Source organism: Sorangium sp. So ce176 (assembly GCF_051519835.1).
GTDB classification, from domain to species: Bacteria; Myxococcota_A; Polyangia; order Polyangiales; family Polyangiaceae; genus Sorangium; species Sorangium cellulosum_G.
In genome coordinates this window covers 7,435,276-7,452,526 of sequence record NZ_CP150371.1, presented here as the reverse complement: position 1 = coordinate 7,452,526, position 17,251 = coordinate 7,435,276, and the positions used below count along the sequence as shown (strand labels likewise).

The window sequence follows — 17,251 nt, the reverse complement described above, 5'->3', positions numbered from 1 at the left end:
CTCCGAATCTAGCTCAGCCACACAGGAATATCAATCGGCAGCGGCCCCTCGTCACCGAGCGCGCTCGCCTACGAAAAGCCGCTGTGCGCCATCGCTGGATGGCTTCACCTTGCACGCCGCGACACGCGCCGGTGCGCACCACGCCGCGGCGAGGGAGGCGCTCTTGCGCTACGTCCTGAGACCGCCGATCGCGCAGGAGCGCGTCGAGCTGCGACAGGACGGATTGGCGCGGCTGTCGCTCAAGCGCGCCTTTGCCGACGGGACTGTCGGCGGATAGGCATCCATAGAGCTCTCGCCCGTGTCAAGCCTCGCGGGAACGGCGCCGGGCGAGCCGTCTATCGCGCATTAAACACCCGCTCGCCCCGTCGCAGGGCCCGCGCACCATGCATTGGGTGCAGCTCTGGCTCGACGACCGCGACGTGCGTTCGCCATGACGGGCTCGGGCCGGGTGCCCACCTACGCCGCGTCGAACCCGAACGCCATCGGTTCCCACGTTGGATCGCGCGCGGGTGCTGCCGTTCGGGGCTGCGAGGGCAAGTTCAGATGATCGAGGATGCGGCGCACCACCGCTGAGTCGGTGATCGTGGAAAGCACGCGCATCCTCCGTTCGCATCTCGGGCAGCGGAGCGCATCGAAGCCGAACGAACGCTTCATGAGCACGGCCCACTCGACGTAGCGCGACGTAGCGAACAACTCCCCTTCGAGCAGCCGCCCCCAGTGCAAGACCGAGAGCAGGGTCGGCTCAACTCGCACCGTGGGCTCGGCATGCGCGAGCGACCTCACTGAGAGCGCCGGCGGAGCGCACGGCGACGCGGGCGCGGGCGATGCGGGCGCGGGCGCGGCGGGCAGAGGCGCGTGCCCCGCGCACGGCTCAGACTTCGCGGCGCGGGCCGGAGGTTTGGGTGTCACGAGAGAGCGCCACGACGAGCGAGGCGCGAACACGCCATGGTATCTCACAAGCGGGATCTTCGGCGGAGGAATCAAAGCCGCGAGACGGGCGATGGGCTCCATTGGACTCATGACGCGGTGAGTGCGTCCCCGCCGAGGTGTCTTCAGCAAGTACGCTATACGCCTGCGTGCGCGCCGCGACCCTAGCGCACCCGGCCCGCGGCGCCTGCGCTGGCGGGCATGCGCGGTGACGGCGCCGGATCCGGGGTGTCCCGGACCGCCCCGGGCGGACGGACCAGGCGCCGCTGGCGCTGCGCTCCCGGGCGCCTGGTCGCTTATCGTCCAGGCGCGCCCTGCCCCGGACGCCGACCACGACGCTGTGCGCTCCCGTCGCCACGTCGAGGAAGACCGGGTGCTCGGCGCGCTGCACCCACACGGCGAGCACGGACGGCATGCTGCTGACGCGCAGGATCTCGTCGATGGTCCACCCGAGGACCACGGGCGCGCCGAGCGGCTCGTCGAAGCGGTAGACGCCGTGCTCGCCGTGCCCCACGAGCTGCGGCCCGGCCGCGCCGTGGTTCGGGACGAGCACGAGATCGAGCAGCGGCTCGCGGCAGGGCGCGGTCTCGTGCCGCACGGCGCCGTCGTGCGCGACCAGGACGCGCCGGCCGCCGAGCAATGCCATCGTGCCGCCGGGGACCTTCGGGCCGATGGCGTTCGCGCCGCGCGCGTCGACTTAGCGAGCGGGCAGGGCGGCACCTCCGCGCAAGTCATCGGCAGGAGGCGCCTTGCCGGCGCGGCGCGCGACGTCGATGACGGGCAGGGAAGGGGGCGCGCCTCCGCAGCGGGTCAGCGCGAGCGCGGCGAGCAGCGCGGCCGGGGCGGTGAGCGACCGACGCGCAGGGGACGCCGGGGCGGTGCCTGCTTCTTCGGGCTGGATCATGCGGAACAGGCTATCTCCGCTGGACGCCGCGCAGCGCCAGGCGCTCAGCCCGGCGCCCTGCGAGCGCGCGTCGATCACGTCGCGATGACCTTCGCGCACGTCATGCCGAAGACGACTCGTCGTCGAGCGGGTTTTCCAGGAGAGCAAAGCGCTCTACGATACATGTTGACATTTGGTGCTCTTGTTGTCATAATGTTTTCATGCCGGCGACGATGACAGACGACGAGGCTGCCGTCCGGCGCGCGAGGATCCTGACGGCCGCGCGCTGGTGCTTCCTGAACTTTGGCTTTGCGAAGACGGCGTTCGAGGACATCGCCAGGCGCGCCAACCTCTCGCGGACGCTGCTCTACCGGATCTTCAAGGACAAGGAGGAGATCTACCAGGCCGTCTTCGTGGACTGGTTGGTCTCCCGGCACCCTGCTGCGAAGCAGGCGGCGGAGGGGCCTGGCAGCCCCTATGAGCGCTTGCTCGGCGTCTGCCGTCTGATGGTGCTCGAACCTTGGGCCGAGATGGTCGGCACGCCGATGGGGGGCGAGTTCCTCGAGGCCTGTGAGCGGATCGACCCCGAGAGTGAGGCGCACTACCGGAAGGTTGTGCACGGGTGCGTCGCCGCGATTCTGGGCGACGAAGCGAGCGCCGAGGTCTTCTTGCTCGCGCTCGACGGGTTGCTCGCCGACCGGCCCTCGATGGAGGTGCTCGAGCAGCGGACGCAGCTCCTCGCGGCGCGCTTCGCTCCTCGCTCGTCGAAGAAGGGAGCAAGGTCATGACAGCGTCAGCTGAGATCCAGGAGTTCGCCATTGTCACCGGTGCATCTACCGGCATCGGCGCGGCCACGGCACGCGAACTGGCTCGGCGAGGGTTCCACGTCCTCGCGGGGGTCCGGCGCGACCGGGACGCCGACGCGATCCGGGGGCCGGGTATCGAGCCGCTGATCCTCGACATCACCAACCCGGACCACATCCAGGCGCTCGCTGCTCGGGTGCGCGAAGACCCGCAGCGCCGGGCAGTGCGGGCGCTCGTGAACAACGCCGCCATCGGCGTCAACGCGCCGGTCGAGGCCTTCGCGATCGACGAGTGGCGCCGCCTGTTCGAGGTGAACCTCTTCGGCCACATCGTCGTGACCCAGACACTCCTGCCGGCCCTGATCCGCAGCAAGGGTCGCGTGGTCAACATCAGCTCCGTGGGCGGCAAGCTCGCCGGGGCCACCTATGGTCCTTACGCAAGTACAAAGTTCGCGCTCGAAGCCGTCAGTGACTCCTTGCGACGCGAAGTCGCCCCGCTCGGCGTCCATGTGGTTGTGGTCGAACCGGGCGCGGTGCGCACGGAAATGCCCGGCCGGGCGATCGCCTCCGCCAAGGAGATCGCGTCGGCCATGACGCCCGAGCTGAGCCAGCGCTACGGCGGGCTGGTGCAAGCCGTCAACGCGCAGACCGCAGCGTTCACCGGGGCCGGGTCGGGCCTGCCCGCTGATGCCGCGGCCAAGGTGATCGTTAAGGCAGTGACAGCGCGCAGGCCGCGCGCTCGCTACACTGTCGGCCGCGACGCGGCACTGCTCACCCTCTTGGCGCGCGTCCTGCCTGATCGAATACTCGACTTCGTCGCTGCCGCCGCCCTGCGTCCCCACTTTTCCAAGGAGAGCAATTGAGCACCACGACTGTCTCGGCCAGCTGGCGCCGGATCCGAATTTCCGGGCAGCGTAGCCGCGTGTCCGCCGTCGTGTGAGACAGTCGCGCCATGCTCTCTCTCGTCCAGGTCCTCCGCTGCGCTCCGGCCCACTGGGCGGACTGCGCGCCGCGGTCGCGGCGCTGCAGGCGGGCGTGGTAGCATGTCACCTGCATCGAACAGCGGACGCAGCACCATCGAAGGACGGCGCCCCATGACCACTTTGCCCAGAGGCCCCACAAGCAACATCCTGGTGAACCTGCAGGGGATGATGGACCCGTTCGGCTTCACGCTTCGCATGCGGAAGCGCTACGGCGATCCGATGTCGCTCCCGAAGATGAACGGCAAACCGGGGCTGGCCACCGGCAGCGTGGAGGGCCTGCGGTCCGTCTTCGCGGTGCCACCGGAGACCCTCGACCAGATGCTGGCCGAGAACTTCAACGCGTTGTTCGGAGAGTCGTCGCTGTTCGTGCTCTCGGGCGCGCGGCACACGGCGATGCGCAAGCTGCTCATGCCGCCGTTTCACGGGCAACGCATGCGCCTGTACGGGAAGCAGATGTGCGACCTGGCCCTGCAGCAGTCCCGGGACCTCAAGCCGGGCCAGCAGCTCGTGGCGCAGGACCTCATGCACAAGCTCTCGCTGCAGACGATCATCCACATCGTGTTCGGAGTCACTGCACCGGCGGAAGCGGCGCGCCTCGAGGCGCTGCTCGAGGAGCTGCGCAAGAGCTTCACCCTGGGCCTGACCATCACCCTCCTGATTCCCGGGCTGCGCCGGGAGTTCGGGGGCGTCGGCCCGTGGGCGCGCAGGCAGCGCGCGACCCGGGACCTGCGCAGCTTCCTCGATCCGGAGCTCGCCCGCCGCCGCGCCGAGCCCGCCGAGCGCACCGATGTCCTGAGCCTCCTCCTGGAAGCCCGCCAGGAAGACGGGACGGCGCTCGACGACCAGCAGATCTTCGAGCAGCTTCACACGCTGCTCTTCGCGGGGTACAGCACGACCGCGGGCGCGCTCACCTGGGCGCTCTATTTTCTCGGACACGCGCCCGACGCGTTGCGCCGGCTGCAGGACGAGCTGACGGCGCTGGGCGCGGATCCGGAGCCCGAGGCGCTGGCCAAGGCGCCGTACCTGGAAGCGGTGTGCAACGAGACGCTGCGCCTGCGCCCGCCCAGCCCGGGGGTGGGGCGCAAGCTGAATGCGCCGATGCGGATCGCGGGCTACGATTTGCCGGCCGGATCAGGCGTGTTCGCGCAGATCATCTGGGCTCACCACGATCCCGCCGTATTTCCGGAGCCGGAGGTGTTTCGTCCCGAGCGATTCCTGGAGCGAACCTATTCCCCCTTCGAGTTCCTGCCGTTTGGCGGCGGGAATCGGCGCTGCATCGGGGCTGCGTTTGCGCTGTACGAGATGAAGCTGATCCTGGGCACGCTGCTGCGGCGCCACAGCTTCGAGCTCGTGTCCAGGAAGCCAGTGCGGGTGGGGCTGCAGGGTCTGCCCGGCTCTCCGGTGCGCGTCATCGTCCGTTGATCCCTGCCGCCTCGCGGATGAGTTGGTTCGTGACGTGCGGGCCGTAGAAGTCGCTCGTGTCGATGTGGTCGACCCCCGCGGCGACCGCCTCGCGCAGCACCGCGAGCGCGCCGGCGCGGTCCTTCGGGGGACCGAACACGCCGGGCCCGGCGAGCTGCATCGCGCCGTAACCGAGGCGCTTTACGTGGCGGTGGCCGAGCCTCACGGTCCCGGCGGCGTTGATCCTGGGCATATCAAGGCTCCTTGGCTGACCCGGCCAAGGTAGGCCCTGTCGAGGGGCGCGATAACGGTGCACAATCCGCACGGGCTGTGCGGGATACCGAACAATGAACGTGGACCTCGGCGACCTCGACGCCTTCGTCGCTGTCGCTCGCGCCAGGAGCTTCCGGAGCTCGGCACGCTCGACCGCAAGACGATCGCCTCGCTCGCCGGCCTTGCTCCGTTCAACGACGAAAGCGGCGGCAAGGAGCGCCGCCGTTCAATCCGCGGTGGGCGCACACCCGTGCGCTTCACGCTCTACATGGCTTGCGTCTCGGGCCTGCGCTGCAACCCGGTCCTCCAGTCGCTCTACGAGCGACTGGTCGCGGCTGGGAAGCCCGCCAAGCTCGCCTTGACCGCCTGCATGCGCAAGCTCCTCACCATCCTCAACGCGATGGTGGAGGCGGGCCGACCCTGGTCTTTCACCGCAGCCACCTCTTGACAAGGAACACGGCTGCTCCCTGTTCAATTTCCCCGCTGAAAAGGGCTGCAGCCAAGGCGATTCGTTCGGTCCTGTGCCGGAGGGGACGGCACAGGGTGGCACGGCACACCGGCAGGGTCCCTCGTGAGCTCAGCCGAGGGATCCCCGCAGCCTGCTGGGGCTCGCCCGGAGCGGCGGCGGCTCAGCAGCTCGGCGGATGCGTCAGCGCGTGGCTGTCGAGCGCGCGCACGTCATCGGCCGTGTCGACGTCGATCGCCCCGCCCGCCCAGTCGATCGCCACGACGCTCTCGGCGCGCAGCAGCCGGCCGGCGCCCTGGTCTCCTTCGAGGCGCGCCAGCGCGTCCCAGCGCGATCGGTCGAACACCGCCGGCGCGCCCACGACGCCGCTGAACCGCGACGCGGCGATCGGCGCGCCCGCGAGCCACGCATTCCGCAGCGCGGTGAGGTGCTCGACCGTGATCAGCGGCTGATCCGCGAGCGCGATGAGCAGCGCGTCGGCCCTGGAGGCCTCGGCCCACCGGACCGCGGCGCGGATCGAGGAGGCGATGCCCTCTTCCCAGCCGTCGTTCGCGACGAGCGCGACGCCCAGATCGCCGAGCGCGGGCGCGACAGCGCCGGCGTGGGCGCCGAGCACGACGCCGACAGGCCCGGAGCGCGCCTCGATGCACGCCGTCGCCACGCGACGGACCAGCGGCGCCCCGTCGAGCTCGACGAGCTGCTTGGGGCGCCCGAGGCGGCGCGAGCCGCCCGCGGCGAGCACGGCCATCGCCACGCCGGCGTGCAGCGGCCGCGCGCGGTCGCGGAGCTTCCCGCCCTGCGCCCGGCGCGCGACGGCCTGGAGCTCGCCCACGACCGAGAGCGCGATCTGCTCGGGCGTCTCGGCGCCGAGATCGAGCCCGATCGGCGCGTGGATCCGCGGATCGTCGCCGGAGCCGCGGCCGAGCTCGGCGAGCAGATCGCGCGTGCGGCGCGCGGGCCCGAGCACGCCGATGTAGCGGGCGCGCGACGCGAGGGCGGCCGCGAGCGCGTCGCGATCCGGCGTGCGCTGGTGGTGCATGATCACGACGTACGGCTCGGCCGCCGCGTCGATGAGCGCGCGCAGGCGATCCATCGCGCCGCCGGTCGACAGCACGCGATCCGCGGCGGCGAACCGGGAGCCCTGGCGGACGACGGGGCCGGCCACCGTGACCCGGAACCCCACCGACTTCGCGAGCGTGACGAGGGGGACCGCGTCGTGACCAGCCCCGAGCACGAAGAGCTGCGGCGACGGCGCGATCTTCTCGACGAGCACCGTGATCTCGGCCGCGTCGAGCTCCACGACCCCGGCCGGCCCCCGCGCCGCGCGCTCGATCGCGGCGCGCGCTGCCGGATCGGTCACCGGACGCGCGAGCGCGCACGGCGGACCGAAGGCGAGGCGCGCGCCGACCGGGACCGCGGAGGCCGTCGAGCGGATCACCGTGACCAGCGTGCCCGTTGTCTCCTCGGCGAAGCAGGCGCCGGCGAACGCGAGCGCGTCGTGGGTCGCTCCGGCCTCGACGCGCTCGAGCAGGACGTCGACGACGCCGTTGCAGCCGAGCCCCACGCCCCACGGCTCCCCGTCCTCGGTCGTCGAGTCGTAGGTGACCACCACGGCGCCGTCACGGCACCGGTGCTCTCCGCGGAGCATCACGTCGCCCTCGAGGCAACCGCCGCTCACGCACCCCGACAGCCATCGATCGCCGGCGACAAGCATCCGCGCGCCGGGGCGCCTGTACGACGACCCGGAGACCCGCACGACTGTCGCGAGCAGAAACGGGGACCGGTCCGCCACCAACTTCGTCGCTTCCCGCACGATCCGCTCGAGCTCGTTCATCCGCGCGGCATCATCATCCTTTCGTGACGTCCCCGCCAGGACGTTCATCGTCGCTGGACGCCACCTGTCGCGCCCTCCCGCGCCGCGGCGCGCGTGGAGTCCCCGGGATGTAACAGGACGATGTCGGCCGCTGACCGATGTTGAAGAAACGATAAGAAGGGAAGCCGTCGCTTGACGGCGTGCCAGCGCAAAAGTATGGCCTGGACGGCCATGAAACTCCATATCAACGGCGCTGTTCGCGTGGTCGAGGCCGCACCGGACATGCCTCTGCTCTGGGTGATCCGGGATCTGCTGGGATTGACCGGCACCAAGTATGGCTGTGGCATGGCCCAGTGCGGCGCCTGCACCGTCCACCTCGACGGCAAGCCCGCGCGCTCCTGCGTCCTGCCTGTGTCGAGCGTCGGGGCGCGCAAGGTGACGACGATCGAGGGCCTGTCGGCCGACGGGTCGCACGCGGTGCAACAGGCGTGGGCGCAGGCCGACGTGGTGCAGTGCGGGTACTGCCAGTCCGGGCAGATCATGACAGCGGTCGCCCTGCTCGAGCAGAAGCCGGATCCCACCGATGCTGACATCGATGCTGCGCTGTCCGGAAACGTGTGTCGGTGCGGGACGTATGGTCGTGTTCGCGAGGCGGTGATCCTCGCGTCGCGGCTCAAGCGAGGTGGCAAGTGACCGTCTCCCGGCGTGACTTCTTGCAGGCGACAACGGCCTCCGCGGCGGGGCTCCTGCTCAGCTTCTACGTGCCCGAGGGGGTCCGCGCCGCGCCGAAGGCGGCGCAGCCGGCCCCGCTGTCGCCGAACGCTTTCGTGCGCATCGGCACGGACGACTCGGTGACCGTGGTGCTCGCGCACTCCGAGATGGGCCAGGGCATCTGGACCGGCCTGGCGATGCTGATCGCCGAGGAGCTCGAGTGCGACTGGTCGAAGGTGCGGTCGGAGCACGCGCCGGCCGCGCCTGTGTACGGCCACCCCGTGATGCGCTTCCAGATGACCGGCGGGTCGACGACGACGAACGGCGAGTTCGAGCGGTACCGCACTGTCGGCGCGATGGCGAAGGACATGCTGGTGCGCGCGGCGGCCGCCCGGTGGAAGGTCGCGCCCGCGGCGTGCGTCGCCGCGAAGGGGGTCGTCACCCACGGCAAGGATCAGCTCACCTACGGCCAGCTCGCCGAGGACGCGATGAAGCTGACCCCGCCGGCGAAGGTGAAGCTGAAGGCGCCGAAGGACTGGAAGCTGATCGGCACCCCCGTGCGCCGCCTCGACACGCCGGAGAAGATCTCGGGCAAGGCGCAGTTCGGGATCGACGTGCAGTTCCCCGGGCTGCGCACCGCCGTGGTGCTCCGCCCGCCGGCGTTCGGCGCGAAGCTCGTGAAGTTCGACCCCGCGGACGCGCTCAAGGTGCCCGGCGTCGAGAAGGTCGTCCCCACAGCGACAGGCGTCGCCGTCGTCGCCGCGCACTTCTGGGCGGCCAAGCTCGGGCGCGACGCGCTCCGCGCCGAGTGGGCGAAGCCCGAGGGCGGCGGGGTCGACACCGGCAAGCTGATCGAGGACTTCCGCGCGCAGTCGCGCAAGCTCGGCGCGATCGCCGCCCAGGTAGGCAAGGTCGAGGACGCCATGGCCGCGGCCAAGGCGCGGCTCGTGGCGGAGTACGACCTGCCCTACCTCGCGCACGCGCCGATGGAGCCGCTCAACTGCACGGTGAAGATCGACGGCGATCGCTGCGAGATCTGGACCGGCACGCAGTTCCAGACCGGCGACCAGATGGCCGCGGCGAAGATCCTCGGCACGGCGCCCGAGAAGGTCCAGATCCACACGCCGTTCCTCGGCGGCGGCTTCGGGCGGCGCGCCAGCTCCACGTCCGATTTCGTCGCGGAGGCCGTGACTGTCGCGAAGGCCGCCGGCGTGCCGGTCAAGGTCGTGTGGACGCGCGAGGACGACATGCGCGGCGGCTTCTACCGCCCCGCCTTCGTCCACCGGATCCAGGTCGGCGTCGACGCGCGCGGCGTGCCCGTGGCGTGGGATCACGTGGCCGTCGGCCAGTCGATCATCGCCGGCACGGCGCTCGAGCCGATGCTCGGCAAGAACGGCATCGACCACACCTCGGTGGAGGGGATCGCCGAGTCGCCCTACGTCGCGAGGACGCCGGCGCTCCGCGTGTCGCTGCACTCGCCGAGGACGCCGATCCCCGTGCTGTGGTGGCGCTCGGTCGGCAACACGCACACCGCCTTCGCTGTGGAGAGCATGATCGACGAGCTGGCCCACGCCGCCGGCCAGGACCCGCTCGCGTACCGCCTCGATCTGCTCAAGGACAAGCCGCGGCACGCCAACGCGCTGAAGGTCGCCGCCGACAAGGCCGGCTGGGGCACCGCGCCCCCGCCGGGGCGGGCGCGCGGGCTCGCGATGCACGAGTCGTTCGGATCGATCGTCGCCGAGGTCGCCGAGATCTCGATCGACAAGGGGCGCATCCACGTCCACCAGGTCACCTGCAGCGTCGATTGCGGCACAGCGGTGAACCCGCTCGGCATCGACGCGCAGGTCCAGAGCAGCGTCGCCTTCGGCCTCTCGGCGGCGCTCTACGGCAAGCTGAACCTGGCCGAGGGGCAGGTCCAGGAGAGCAACTTCCACGACTATCCCGTCGTCCGGATGTTCGACATGCCGCGCGTCGCCGTGCACATCCTCCAGAGCGAGGCGAAGATGGGCGGCATCGGGGAGCCTGCCACAGCGCCGATCGCGCCCGCCGTGGCGAACGCAGTGTTCGCATTGACCAAGCAGCGGCTGCGCTCTCTCCCGTTCCGCCTCGCCTAGGTGCCGACCTCATGAACCGATCCTCTCTCGTCCTCGCCTTGCTCCTCGCCTCCTGCGGCGGGCAGACGCCCGGAGCCTCGCAGGCCCCCGCGCCGTCGCCGGCCGACCGCCAGGCCGGCCTCGCCGCGTTCGAGACGGTGCGCGGCGTCCTCCAGCACCCTCGCTGTCAGAACTGCCACCCTGCCGGCGACGTGCCGCTGCAGGGCGACGAGGGCCGCCTGCACAACCAGCTCGTGCTCCGCGGCCCCACGGGCCACGGCATGGCCGGCGCCGAGTGCACGACGTGCCACGGCCCGACGAACCCGCCGAACAGCTTCGGCATGCACGTGCCGCCGGGCGTCTCGAAGGGCTGGCACATGCCGCCGCCCGAGATGAAGATGGTGTTCGTCGGCGTCGCCCCGCGCGCGCTGTGCGAGCAGATCAAGGACCCGGCGCGCAACGGCGGCAAGGACATGGCGGCGCTGCGCGTCCACCTCGAGGACCCGCTCGTGACCTGGGGCTGGAACCCCGGCGCCGGCCGCACGCCCGTCCCGACGCCGTACCCCGAGTTCGTCGCCGCCTGGGAGACCTGGGCCCGCGCCGGCGCGCCCTGCCCGGGCGGGTGACGGACTTCCCTCCAGGGGACTTTCTAGCGAGGAGGACATCATGCGACGAACGCTGGATCTGATGGTGTGCCTGTCGGTGGCGGTCGTGCTCGGGGCCTGCGCCGACGACGAGGGCGGGGAGGCGACGGGCGCGGGCGGCAGCGGGGCGACGAGCGGCTCGGGCGGGGCGACCCCGGGATCTCCCGCGCACGAGGGCGGCGGCCCGGCCGCGGGCAACCCCGACGGCGCGTGCGCCGTGCCGGCCGCGGCGCAGGCGGCCGACACCTCGTCTCCGACGACGGTGATCGGCGACGGCACGCCGGAGAGCTGCACCTCGGCGGCTGTCGTCGCCGCCGTCGCGGGCGGCGGCATCATCACCTTTGATTGCGGCCCCGACCCGATCACCATCACGCTCGAGGAGACAGCGAAGATCTTCAACGACACCGGCCCCGAGATCGTGATCGACGGCGGCGGGCGCGTGACCCTGAGCGGCGGCGGTCAGCGGCGTATCCTTTACATGAACACGTGCGACGAGGCGCAGGTCTGGACGACGCCGAGCTGCGACAACCAGGATCACCCGCGCTTGACGGTCCAGAACCTCACCTTCATCGAGGGCGACTCGACCGATGAGGACGACGAGGGCGGCGGCGCCATCTTCGCGCAGGGCGGGCGCCTCAAGGTCGTCAACGCCCGCTTCTTCAACAACGCGTGCGATCCGACCGGCCCCGACGTCGGGGGCGCCGGGATCCGGGCCTTCATGCAGTACAATGGGCTGCCGCTCCACGTGGTGAACAGCACCTTCGGCGGCGCCGAGGGGTACGGGAACGCGTGCGCGAACGGCGGCGGGATCAGCAGCATCGGCGTCTCCTGGACGGTGATCAACAGCCTGTTCTCCCACAACCGCGCGCTCGGCAACGGCGGCAACCCCGCCGAGGCGGGCACGCCGGGCGGCGGCAGCGGCGGGGCCATCTACAACGACGGCAACACGATGACGCTCACGCTCTGCGGGACGCGGATCGAGCGGAACGAGGTGAACGCCCACGGGAGCGCGATCTTCTTCGTGAGCAACGACCACTCGGGGAACATCGTCATCGATCGATCGGTGATCACCGGCAACCTCGGCGGCTCGTGGTACCCCACCTACCCGCAGATATCGAACCACGACGACACGTCCATCACCGTGACCGACTCGACCATCGAGTGAGCGCGGGAGGTCAGCGCCTCGCGCAGGGCCCTTGTCGAGCGATGACCACGAGGCCACGGCCCGCAGCGCGCGACGAGCGCGCCGGTTGACGCCTCGCGCCACCTCGATGTAAGGGCGCTTCATGGTTCGACCCTTCCTTGCCGCGGCGTTGCCGCTCCTGGCCCTCGCGTGTGCCCCGGCCTCGCCGCCGCCCGTCGCGCCGGCGGCGCCCGTCGCGGCGGCGCCCGTCGCGGCGGCGCCCGTCGCGGCGGCGCCCGCGCCGGCCGCCTCCGCTGCGTTGCCCGATGCGCGCGCGCAGCAGGCGCTTGGAGAGCAGCTCGCCGCTGCCTTCTGCGATACATGGAACCGGCACGACATGGATGCGTTCTCCGCGCTGCAGGCCGAGGACGCGGACTTCGTGAACATCTTCGGGATGTGGTGGCACGGGCGGCCGGAGATCCGGAAGAACCATGTCGGCATTCACGAGACAGTCTTCCGCCAGAGCCGCCTCACCAGCGTGCGTGTCGAGACGCGCTTCGTCGGGCCGGAGATCGCGGTGGTGCGCTGGGCCTGGGAGCTGACGGGCGTGGTCACCCCCGACGGCAAGCCGGTGCCCGACATGCAGGGCATCCTGGTGCACGTCGCGCGGCGCGAGGGCGACCGGCTCCGGATCGTGACCACGCAGAACACGCAGGCTACGGCCGACGCCTTTCGCGCGGTGCGCAGCATGGGGGCGCCCGCCAGCCCGGCGCCGTAGCCCTCAGTCGACGCTGACGGTGGTCACGGCGGTCCAGTCGTTGCGGCCGTCGGCCGAGACGAAATGGAAGCGGAGCGCGTCCTCGTGGCGGGCGGTCGAGACGATGGCCGCGCAGGCGCCGACGAAGTCGTCGTCGCGGCATGTGTCGCGCAGATCGCCGCCGTCGTCGAGCACGCCCACCCGGACGGCCGCCGCGGGCTCTCGCAGGTACGGCGCGGCGATGAGCTCGGCCGGGCTCGACGGGGAGGGGACGCTCGCCTCGAGGTCCCAGAGGCGAAGGTGCTTTGGCCTTTGCGCTTTCGGGCCATCGAGGGGGCAGAGAGATATCATGATCGCCAGCGGATCGGCGATCCGCCCGCGCGCCGCGGTGACGGCGGCGACGGCCGTGATCGCGGCGTCGAGCGGCGCCGCTAGCGGCCGGCCGGGTCCTGGCGGTAGAACGCCTTCAGTTGATCGTAGAGCTCCGGGTGCTTCGCCCTGAGCTTCCGTGGCTTCTCGAAGAACGCCTCGGTGACGACAGCGAAGAACTCGGCCGGGTTCGTCGCGCCGTAGGGGTCGATGACCGTGCGCTTGAGGCTCGCCTCGTCGCGCAGGAGGCGCTCGTACTCGCGGCCGAGGATGCGCGCCCACGCCGCGTACATCGAGCGCTCCGGCAGCTCGGGCGCGCCGTCGGCGGGGCCGTCCTCCTGGTCGAGCTGGTGCGCGAACTCGTGGAGCACGAGGTTGTGCCCGTCGCTCACGTCCGCCGCGCCCGCGAGGACGCCGTCCCACGCGAGCACGACCGCGCCGCGCGACCACGACTCCCCGAGCCGCGCCCGGCCGCCCTCGACAACGACGCCGCCCTCCCGGACCTCCCTGCCGGGGGCCACGTAGGTGCTCGGGTAGACGAGGATGACCTCGAGCTCGGGGTAGTACTCGGTCTCGCGGTGCAGGAGCAGCAGGCACGCCTGCGCCGCCACCGTGACCCGGATCTCGTCGGTGATCTCCAGGCCGCCGCACCCCTCGAACGGCTTTTCGTCCAGAAAGACCTGGATGTGCCCGAGCAGCTCCTCCTGGTCCTCGGCCGGGAGGCGGCCGAAGCAGGGCACGTTGCGGTCGAGGATCGCGCGCCACGCCGCCGGAAAGGGCGCGCTGCGGACGGCGGCGCGCCGCCGCCTCCTGAGAAAGGCGAGCATCGGCGCCCATCTTACCCGCGATCGAGCGCGCGGTCTGGCCTGGCGAACCGCCTGCGCTCGGGCGCAATCGCTGCTGGCACGCGCCCGGGAGGTATGTCGACAGCGCAGCGAGGGCTGTGCTCGGCTCGGGGCAACGCCCGGGCAGCGTGCCCGGCCGTGTTCGACAGGGACCGCGCGCCGCGAGCTCTCCCCGGTGGTCCGCATCTTGCGAATCCATGAAGCAGCACGGACGCCCAGCGCCGACGGAGGCACCATGAGCTCTTCCACTCTTCGTATCCAGGATTGCATGACCAGGAGCCCGCACTCGATCGGCGCCGATCAGAAGGTCGGCCTCGCCCGCTCGCTCATGCGCGGGCACCGCATCCGGCACCTGCCGGTGCTGCGTGGTGGCCGGCTGGTCGGCATGATTTCCGAGCGGGACATCTACTGGATCGAGACGCTCAAGGAGGCGGAGGGAGATGAGCTCCTCGTCAGCGAGGCCATGTCGCCGAGCCCCTACGCCGTCGCGCCGGAAGCGCCGCTCTCCGAGGTGGTCCGCGAGATGGCCGAGCACAAGTACGGCTCGGCGGTGGTGCTGAAAGGCCAGCAGGTCGTCGGCGTCTTCACGACGACCGACGCGCTGGCCGTGCTGGCAGCCTTGCTCACGAAGGAAGAGACCGCCTCGCCAGCGGCTCGGCCCGCGTGAAGGGCGGCCGGCGATCGCCGGTCCCGGGCTCAGCAGAGACGTCGATCCACCGCGCGCCGCCCCGGCGTCCCTGCGGCGTATCGGGTCCTTGATCCGGGCGTGCGGGAGTGCGAGAACTCGGTCACCCCGGTTCAACGTGACCGTCGCCGCGCAAAGCCGCATCGGCCGGAGCGACGCCCGGAAAGGAGCCCAGCATGAAGGGTCGATTCGGATGGCACGCGGCGATCGCCTCGGCGATCCTGGCCATGAGCGCGATGGCCGCGTGCGGCGATGACGAGGGCGGCGCCGGCGCGCCGTCGTCCAGCTCCAGCGGCTCCGGCGGCGCCGGCGCGCCGTCGTCCAGCTCCAGCGGCTCGGGCGGCGCCGGCGCGCCGTCGTCCAGCTCCAGCGGCTCGGGCGGCGAGGGGGGAGCGATCGCGACGCCGAGCGGGGCCACGGCCGACTTCGCGCTGCTCGAGACAACCGATCTCCACACCAACATCCTCGGCTTCGATTACTTCAAGCTGGTCGCGGATCCATCCATCGGCCTCGAGCGCACAGCGACGCTCATCCATCAAGCGCGCGCCGAGCTCCCGAACAGCCTCCTTGTCGACAACGGCGACACAATCCAGGGCACGGTGCTCGCCGACCATCAGGCGCTCGTCGATCCGGTCGCGTGCGGCGAGACGCTGGCCATCTACAAGGCCATGAACCACCTCGGGTTCGACGTCGGCGGGATCGGCAATCACGAGTTCAACTACGGCCTCGACTTCCTCTCGCAGGTGACCCACACGCCGTTCGACGTCGAGGGGCACGATCTCGCGGGCTCGGCCGGCTGCATGGGCCCGGAGTTCCCGCAGGTGAGCTCCAACGTCTTCAGCCTGAGCACCGAGGAGACGCTCTTCCCGCCGTCCGTCCTCCTATCGAAGTCGATCACGGCGACGGCGCCGGGCGGCGGTACAGTGGAGAGCGAGCTCAAGGTCGGCTTCATCCACATCACTCCGCCGGCGATCCTGACCTGGGACAAGAAGTGGCTCGACGGCAAGGTCTTCACGAAGGGGGTGAAGGAGGTCGCGGCCCCGCTGGTCGACGATCTCCGCGCCAGGGGGGCCGAGCTCGTCGTCGGCATCATCCATGGTGGGCTCGACGACGCGCCGTACACGTCCACGCTCGAGAACCAGGCGTGGCACCTCGCCCACGTGCCCGGCATCGACGCGGTGCTCATGGGCCACTCGCACCAGATCTTCCCCAACCCGAGCAGCACGGTGGCCCAGTTCAGCCTGCCGGAGGTCGACAAGGACGCGGGCACGGTCGCCGGCGTCCCCGCTGTCATGCCGGGCTTCTGGGGCCAGCACCTCGGCGTCATCAAGATGGGCCTGTTCCACGACGGCGAGCGCTGGACGGTCGACAAGGCGAAGACGGTCGTCGAGGCGCGGCCGATCGCGACGAGCTGCAAGGGCGGGCTGCCCGAGGCGTGCGACGCGATGGAGCGCTGGCGCACGGGGGCGCCCTGCGCGTTCGCTACCCTCTGCGCCGAGCAGCCGGACAAGGCAAAGGTCTTCGTCGAGGCCGACCCCGCCATGGCGCCGCTCCTCGAGGCCGAGCACCAGGCGGCGGTCGATTACGTCAAGACGCCCATCGGCACGAGCGATTTCGAGATGTCGACGGCGTTCGCCGACGTGGGCGACGTCAGCGCGATCCAGATCGTCAACCAGGCCCAGGCGGACTACGTCGCCCGCTACATCGAGCAGAACCTGCCGCAGTTCGCGGCGCTCCCCGTGCTCTCTGTCAGCGCGCCGTTCAAGTCCGGCTTCCAGGGCGGCAACGATTACACAGGCGTGCCGGCGGGGAGCATCGCGATCAACAACGCGGCCGACCTCTATCTTTACGCCAACACGCTCCAGGCGGTGAAGGTGACCGGCGCCGACCTCCTCGACTGGCTGGAGAGGGCCGCGACGCGCTTCAACCAGATCGATCCGAGCGAGACGGAGCCGCAGCCGCTCATCAACGTCGGGATGCCCGGCTACAACTTCGATATGGTCACGGACCGGCGGATCTCGTACGAGATCGACGTGACGCAGCCGCTCCCGCCCGCGGGGATGAAGGCCAGCGGCCGGATCAAGAACCTCCTGTGGAACGGCGAGCCCATGGATCCGGCCGCGGAGTTCATCGTGGCGACGAACAACTACCGCGCGAGCGGCGGCGGCGGCTTCCCTGGGCTCGACGGCTCGAAGACGATCTTCGCCGCGCCGGACACGAACCGCGACGTGCTCATCGCGTACATCAAGGACATCGGGAGCCTCACGCGGGCCGCGAACGGCTCCGACAGGAGCTGGCGCTTCGCCGAGGTCTCGACCGCTGGCCCCGTGATCTTCACCTCGGCGCAGGACGCGCTCCCGAAGGCGGAGGCCGCCGGGCTGACCCACATCTCGCTTGTCGCGCAGGACGACGGGAGCGGCAAGATGCTCTCGGTCTACGCCGTCGATCTGAGCGTGCCCTCGTCGATGTAGTCGT

15 protein-coding genes and 3 pseudogenes are annotated in these 17,251 nt (G+C 70.9%); 12 read left to right on the top strand and 6 right to left on the bottom strand.

Annotation, left to right across the window (positions count from 1 at the left end):
- Window positions 1-456: 456 nt before the first annotated feature.
- Together WMF42_RS27905 and WMF42_RS27900 are read right to left on the bottom strand one after the other, a co-directional pair.
- Entirely contained in the window at window positions 457-753 is a 297-nt protein-coding gene (locus tag WMF42_RS27905; protein ID WP_437694467.1) for a hypothetical protein, read from the bottom strand.
- Window positions 754-939: 186 nt separating this feature from the next.
- A pseudogene (locus WMF42_RS27900) lies at window positions 940-1,059 on the bottom strand (hypothetical protein); the annotation flags it as partial.
- Between the two features lie 241 nt (window positions 1,060-1,300).
- Here WMF42_RS27900 and WMF42_RS27895 point away from each other — a divergent pair.
- The 4 genes from WMF42_RS27895 (at window position 1,301) to WMF42_RS27880 (ending at window position 5,018) form a co-directional block, all read left to right on the top strand.
- Entirely contained in the window at window positions 1,301-2,047 is a 747-nt protein-coding gene (locus WMF42_RS27895; RefSeq protein WP_437685890.1) for a hypothetical protein, read from the top strand.
- Window positions 2,044-2,598: a TetR/AcrR family transcriptional regulator gene (locus tag WMF42_RS27890; protein ID WP_061609047.1), complete on the top strand. Its 555-nt coding sequence runs from the start codon at window positions 2,044-2,046 to the stop codon at window positions 2,596-2,598. Before WMF42_RS27895 ends, WMF42_RS27890 begins: the two co-directional genes overlap by 4 nt.
- Entirely contained in the window at window positions 2,595-3,476 is an 882-nt protein-coding gene (locus WMF42_RS27885) for an SDR family oxidoreductase (protein WP_437685888.1), read from the top strand. Before WMF42_RS27890 ends, WMF42_RS27885 begins: the two co-directional genes overlap by 4 nt.
- Before the next feature lie 180 nt (window positions 3,477-3,656).
- Window positions 3,657-5,018, top strand: coding sequence for a cytochrome P450 (locus tag WMF42_RS27880; RefSeq protein ID WP_437685886.1), 1,362 nt, complete (start codon window positions 3,657-3,659; stop codon window positions 5,016-5,018).
- Window positions 5,019-5,025: 7 nt separating this feature from the next.
- On the opposite strand, the pseudogene WMF42_RS27875 reads toward WMF42_RS27880, so the two are convergent.
- A pseudogene (locus tag WMF42_RS27875) lies at window positions 5,026-5,250 on the bottom strand (aldo/keto reductase); the annotation flags it as partial.
- Window positions 5,251-5,400: 150 nt separating this feature from the next.
- Between WMF42_RS27875 and WMF42_RS27870 the strand changes: the two are divergent.
- Window positions 5,401-5,718 (top strand): annotated as a pseudogene (locus WMF42_RS27870) (transposase); the annotation flags it as partial.
- A 181-nt stretch (window positions 5,719-5,899) separates the two neighbouring features.
- On the opposite strand, the gene WMF42_RS27865 reads toward WMF42_RS27870, so the two are convergent.
- Window positions 5,900-7,570: an NTP transferase domain-containing protein gene (locus tag WMF42_RS27865; RefSeq protein WP_437685884.1), complete on the bottom strand. Its 1,671-nt coding sequence runs from the start codon at window positions 7,568-7,570 to the stop codon at window positions 5,900-5,902.
- 210 nt (window positions 7,571-7,780) lie between these two features.
- Between WMF42_RS27865 and WMF42_RS27860 the strand changes: the two genes are divergently transcribed.
- From WMF42_RS27860 to WMF42_RS27840, 5 genes are all read left to right on the top strand, one after another.
- Window positions 7,781-8,242, top strand: coding sequence for a (2Fe-2S)-binding protein (locus tag WMF42_RS27860; protein WP_437685882.1), 462 nt, complete (start codon window positions 7,781-7,783; stop codon window positions 8,240-8,242).
- Entirely contained in the window at window positions 8,239-10,374 is a 2,136-nt protein-coding gene (locus WMF42_RS27855) for a xanthine dehydrogenase family protein molybdopterin-binding subunit (protein WP_061609037.1), read from the top strand. Before WMF42_RS27860 ends, WMF42_RS27855 begins: the two co-directional genes overlap by 4 nt.
- An 11-nt stretch (window positions 10,375-10,385) precedes the next feature.
- Complete coding sequence (locus tag WMF42_RS27850) at window positions 10,386-10,979, top strand: hypothetical protein (protein ID WP_061609038.1); 594 nt, start codon at window positions 10,386-10,388, stop codon at window positions 10,977-10,979.
- 40 nt (window positions 10,980-11,019) lie between these two features.
- Window positions 11,020-12,162 (top strand): hypothetical protein, encoded by a 1,143-nt coding sequence (locus tag WMF42_RS27845; RefSeq protein WP_437685880.1) that lies wholly within the window; start codon window positions 11,020-11,022, stop codon window positions 12,160-12,162.
- Between the two features lie 121 nt (window positions 12,163-12,283).
- Window positions 12,284-12,898 (top strand): SgcJ/EcaC family oxidoreductase, encoded by a 615-nt coding sequence (locus WMF42_RS27840; protein ID WP_437685878.1) that lies wholly within the window; start codon window positions 12,284-12,286, stop codon window positions 12,896-12,898.
- A 3-nt stretch (window positions 12,899-12,901) separates the two neighbouring features.
- On the opposite strand, the gene WMF42_RS27835 is transcribed toward WMF42_RS27840, so the two are convergent.
- Both WMF42_RS27835 and WMF42_RS27830 read right to left on the bottom strand, forming a co-directional pair.
- Window positions 12,902-13,228, bottom strand: coding sequence for a hypothetical protein (locus tag WMF42_RS27835; RefSeq protein WP_061609040.1), 327 nt, complete (start codon window positions 13,226-13,228; stop codon window positions 12,902-12,904).
- 80 nt (window positions 13,229-13,308) lie between these two features.
- A complete protein-coding gene (locus tag WMF42_RS27830; protein ID WP_437685876.1) occupies window positions 13,309-14,073 on the bottom strand; it encodes a zinc-dependent peptidase in 765 nt (254 codons plus the stop codon).
- 253 nt (window positions 14,074-14,326) lie between these two features.
- Here WMF42_RS27830 and WMF42_RS27825 point away from each other — a divergent pair, with 253 nt between their 5' ends.
- Both WMF42_RS27825 and WMF42_RS27820 read left to right on the top strand, forming a co-directional pair.
- The gene (locus tag WMF42_RS27825) at window positions 14,327-14,758 is read left to right on the top strand and encodes a CBS domain-containing protein (protein WP_437685874.1); all 432 of its coding nucleotides are present in this window, start codon (window positions 14,327-14,329) and stop codon (window positions 14,756-14,758) included.
- Window positions 14,759-14,952: 194 nt separating this feature from the next.
- Window positions 14,953-17,247, top strand: coding sequence for a 5'-nucleotidase C-terminal domain-containing protein (locus WMF42_RS27820; protein ID WP_437685872.1), 2,295 nt, complete (start codon window positions 14,953-14,955; stop codon window positions 17,245-17,247).
- Window positions 17,248-17,251: the final 4 nt, after the last annotated feature.